The organism is Tissierella praeacuta, from assembly GCF_040396155.1.
Taxonomy (GTDB): Bacteria; Bacillota; Clostridia; order Tissierellales; family Tissierellaceae; genus Tissierella; species Tissierella praeacuta_A.
This window is the reverse complement of record NZ_JBEBOY010000088.1, coordinates 1-4,037: the sequence shown is the minus strand read 5'-3', so window position 1 is coordinate 4,037 and position 4,037 is coordinate 1. Positions and strand designations below refer to the sequence as shown.

At 29.1% G+C, this 4,037-nt stretch carries 7 protein-coding genes; 1 reads left to right on the top strand and 6 read right to left on the bottom strand.

The window, feature by feature from the left end; translation table 11 throughout:
- Window positions 1-3: 3 nt before the first annotated feature.
- The 6 genes from ABWP20_RS18285 to ABWP20_RS18260 form a co-directional block, all read right to left on the bottom strand.
- Window positions 4-147 (bottom strand): hypothetical protein, encoded by a 144-nt coding sequence (locus tag ABWP20_RS18285; protein WP_353097800.1) that lies wholly within the window; start codon window positions 145-147, stop codon window positions 4-6.
- A 277-nt stretch (window positions 148-424) separates the two neighbouring features.
- Complete coding sequence (locus ABWP20_RS18280) at window positions 425-571, bottom strand: hypothetical protein (protein ID WP_353097799.1); 147 nt, start codon at window positions 569-571, stop codon at window positions 425-427.
- A gap of 103 nt (window positions 572-674) precedes the next feature.
- Window positions 675-950, bottom strand: a complete 276-nt coding sequence (locus tag ABWP20_RS18275; RefSeq protein WP_353097798.1) for a hypothetical protein — start codon at window positions 948-950, stop codon at window positions 675-677.
- A gap of 183 nt (window positions 951-1,133) precedes the next feature.
- The gene (locus tag ABWP20_RS18270) at window positions 1,134-1,655 is read right to left on the bottom strand and encodes a hypothetical protein (protein ID WP_353097797.1); all 522 of its coding nucleotides are present in this window, start codon (window positions 1,653-1,655) and stop codon (window positions 1,134-1,136) included.
- Window positions 1,656-1,905: 250 nt separating this feature from the next.
- Entirely contained in the window at window positions 1,906-2,610 is a 705-nt protein-coding gene (locus tag ABWP20_RS18265; RefSeq protein WP_353097796.1) for a hypothetical protein, read from the bottom strand.
- A gap of 155 nt (window positions 2,611-2,765) precedes the next feature.
- Window positions 2,766-3,194: a prolyl-tRNA synthetase associated domain-containing protein gene (locus tag ABWP20_RS18260; protein ID WP_503012557.1), complete on the bottom strand. Its 429-nt coding sequence runs from the start codon at window positions 3,192-3,194 to the stop codon at window positions 2,766-2,768.
- 106 nt (window positions 3,195-3,300) lie between these two features.
- Between ABWP20_RS18260 and ABWP20_RS18255 the strand changes: the two genes are divergently transcribed.
- Window positions 3,301-4,037, top strand: a 737-nt coding sequence (locus ABWP20_RS18255) for an IS982 family transposase (protein WP_353097795.1), incomplete at its 3' end; no start/stop codon positions are given.

Genomic DNA, 4,037 nt, shown 5'->3' with positions numbered 1-4,037 from the left:
TAATTATTGTATCGTGTTAAACTTTTTGTGTCCATACTTATATACTAACACCATTCCTATAATAACAAAACATATATTCATTATACTTAATACTTTATAATGCTTAAGCTTGTTTAAACTAATCTTTGCAAACACAATATATTTCATATCTTCCTCCTAGAACTAATAAAAAAGGAAGCGAGATTCCTTTTTTATTAGTTTCCTGATGCAATAGCTCAATTGTAATATAGCATACATGCAATGTCGAAACTCGTTAAGCTTTGGCTTTATATATATTAAGTTTTTTTAACATATTTACAATTTCCATAATTTGATGTTAGCGTAATAAACATATCTAAATCCTTATATATCTGTAGCGACTTCCATTAAGAAACTTTTATATAACATTATCAATACTTTCCCTACTAAAACATTCTTAAAATTGCTAAATCTCAAGTATTACTATGGTTTCTTGCCATTGATATAGTAGGAAGTGTTTTCCATCATAGCCTTGTTCTGGTTTATTATTATTTTTATATAGGACACCGTAAGGATTTATCCTAGAACTAGGATTGCTTCTTATTACTTCCAATGCATAGGATTCTCCATCAAGTTCATCTAATTCTTTAATCGCTACTGCAAGTTTTTCGCTTAAGTATAAATCTTTTCCATAGCTTCTAAGTTATTAAAATCAGTTATAAGGCTATAGCATAAAACTTTTCTATTTCCCTTCGACCAAATCCATCTAGCCTTTTCATTAAATAGTTTCGCTCATCTATATTACAATTTTTATCGGGTAGTATCCTTAGAAAATTTTTATCCATGCTATTTTCTATATAGCAGCTTAGTTCTGTAGTCATTTCTATTCCAAGCTCATTACATCTTTCATGCAAACTTTCCTCTTCAATTGGAAACCATACAATCTTTGTTTTTTCATTTTCTTTGTTTGATCTTTTGATTTTAATATTCAAGTTCTATCCCTCCAATCTATTTTGTAATTAAAAATATATCTTTGCCATATCTTGTGATTAATGCTGAGTTAATGATTGCCCTAAATGTCATATCACCAATCAAATCTGCATCGCCATCTCATTAATTTTTATATATTCTTTTCCTGTAGATATTGTTTTTGCAGTTTGATACAGGGTATAGCCTTAAGTATTAGTTTCTCTAAGATTAATTTTATTAAAATCAAATCCATTTGGTATTACTGTATGTTCTGATATTTTCCATAACATATCATCAGCAGTTAGGAGAAAAAGGATAACAATATATCTAGGAGATATATCATAGATATCAAGATTTTGTTTATGAAGTGCATTATAGAATCTTTCTTTATGATTATGATTTAGAAAAATTTCTCCTTTGAAGTTGTTTGTAAGAAGTTTTAGCCTATTTTTCAATGAATGATTTTTTATTTTTCCAAAGCATTCTTTAACCAAATTTTTGTATCCCACCTTATCCATATTGGATAGGATATTAGAATGAATGTGTCCACAATCATTGCATCTATTACTAACATTGATAACATTGCAATTACAATCTTTAACACCTCCCTTACAATTAAAATAATTGTTAATAACTATGCCACTTCTCCTTGGTTGGAAATTAGGAACCAGCATCATCAGTTGTTCTATCCCTTCCAAGGATGTACCATACATAAATAATTTTGACATTATTCTCAGTTCTCTCTTTCTATTTTTGGACATAAAAAAGAGCGAAGTTTATTTGGTCTATAGTTTACCTAAACTTCGCCTCTTCATTTTCTATATTTAATTTTGGATTTAAATAAAACAAATGCATCAAGACCTTTATATCCCAATGCATTTATAGTTTTATTTGATTTAAGTTTTCTTATAAAGGATATATTTCTCTTGAGCTATAAATATGTTTAATATTTGGCCTGTTTAATTCTTTACACCAAGATTAATAAAATATCTTATTATCAAAATCTATTAAGTACCTCAAAATTCTTTGTCTAAATAACTTAAATGAATCGCCCTTGTTTCCATAGTACATAAAGTGCCTACAAGCCATAATAATTCCTATCTTTCCATTATCATATTTGAATGTCATTAATGGAGATTGTTGCTCCATTTCCTCTATAGATTGTTCAGCATTTATCTCATTAGGTAAAATTAACCCTTTTTCTATAAATGTTTCATTAACATGTTCCACCGTCTTCTTACCATGTAAAATTAATAAACTAGGTTTAAATTCCATCACTAAACCATAAAATATATCCTTACCTTTATCTATTACATATTTAGGTTCCTTTTTTAGTTCCTTCAAATTCACTGTTGGATATGGCATAACATCAGTTTCAAGAATTGCACATTCTGTATGATTTGATAACCAAGAAAAAAATGAATTCATTCTTATACGAGTTCGAGATATTTCATTCTTGTTTAGATTGGTTCTATAATAATCAATAAATTTGTCATAGTTAAGAAGTAATTCAACATATTCATTTATATCCATTTCACTAGGAAATATTGGAGTAGCTGGATTAATGCCAACAAAGAAAATACCTACTTTAGACAAATCTCCGTTACAAATAAAAGGTCTATAATAAGCCTTTCCATAATCAGGTTCTATACACATATTCTTAAGTAAATCAAATGAAATCATATTATCCCCCTGACCTAGTAATTCAAAATAAAACACCAATACTATTTTCTCTTTATTACACAATGATATAATGATGCGTCTTAACCTTATAGCTAATTTATCAAAGAAAATGCTCATTTTACAAATATGTGTTACTCATAGTCTATCAAATACTCTTAGATTTCTACATAGGAAAATGCGTTCCCATGCTTTTTTATTACTGCTTCCAAATCTTCAGGCTTTATCCAAACTGTTGCTGTATTGTCGTTAGGATGAATACCGATATGATGAAAATACCGAACATCACTGTCTAATACAACTTCAACTTTACAACTTGTATCATTTAATACACCAAATGGTGTGACAGAACCTTTGTCCAATCCTAAAATTTCATATAATGCACTCTCAGATGCAAATCTTAGAGGTCTACTATTTAGCTTTATCTTTAATTCCTTTAAATCAACTCGTTTATCTTTTTGCACAGATATGAGAAAATATCTTTTCTTTTTATCATCCCGTACAAATAAGTTTTTAACTACTTGGTTATTGGTATCAATGCAAAGATTGTCCATTTCCTCTATTGTATAAACAGCAGGATGCTCAATAATATCATAAGTTAACTTGTTGTGCTAGTTAAAAATTACAAATATAAAAACTCCAGCAATTATGTTAACCTATCATTGACAACCAATCAAGATAGGAGGATAACATATGCTAGAGTTTTCTAATAAATATTCTATCAAAGAAATTGCTGATTTAAAAGACTTTATTACAGTCATTTATATATTAATTGACGATATTTACCAAGAGATTATTCCAACACATATTAAAGAACGCCGTAATATCAAGGATGCTATCCTAAGTGATAGTGAAATAATTACCATTAGTATAGTTGGTGAATTACTCACCATTGATTCAGAAAAAGCTTGGTTGGGGTTCTGCAGAAATAATCTAAAGGATTTGTTCCCAAAATTCTGTGAAAGAACTAGATTTAACAGAACTCGTAAGGCCTTACACGCAGTGATTGATGAAATCCGTAAACAACTTGCTTGTATTCTAGTATATCCAAATGAATCAGTTAGGATTATAGATAGTATTCCTATTACTGTATGTAAGTTTGGTAGAGCATATTTTCACAAATCCTTTAAGGTTGATGCAGCTTATGGATATTGTGCATCTAAGAAAGAGACTTACTATGGATTTAAGCTACATGTTCTTACTGCAGTAGATGGTTATGTTACAGATTTCGTCCTTACTCCAGCTAATATTGATGATAGAGAAGCTGTATGGGAGTTAGTTGAAAGTTATAAAGATATAACTATCCTAGGTGATAGAGGGTATATCAATAAGTATTTATCTCCAGATTTAAAGACTGAAAAAGGAATTCAGCTGATATTTATGAAAAGAGATAATGCTAAAAATCCTCATCCAAAATGGCTTCGCCAACA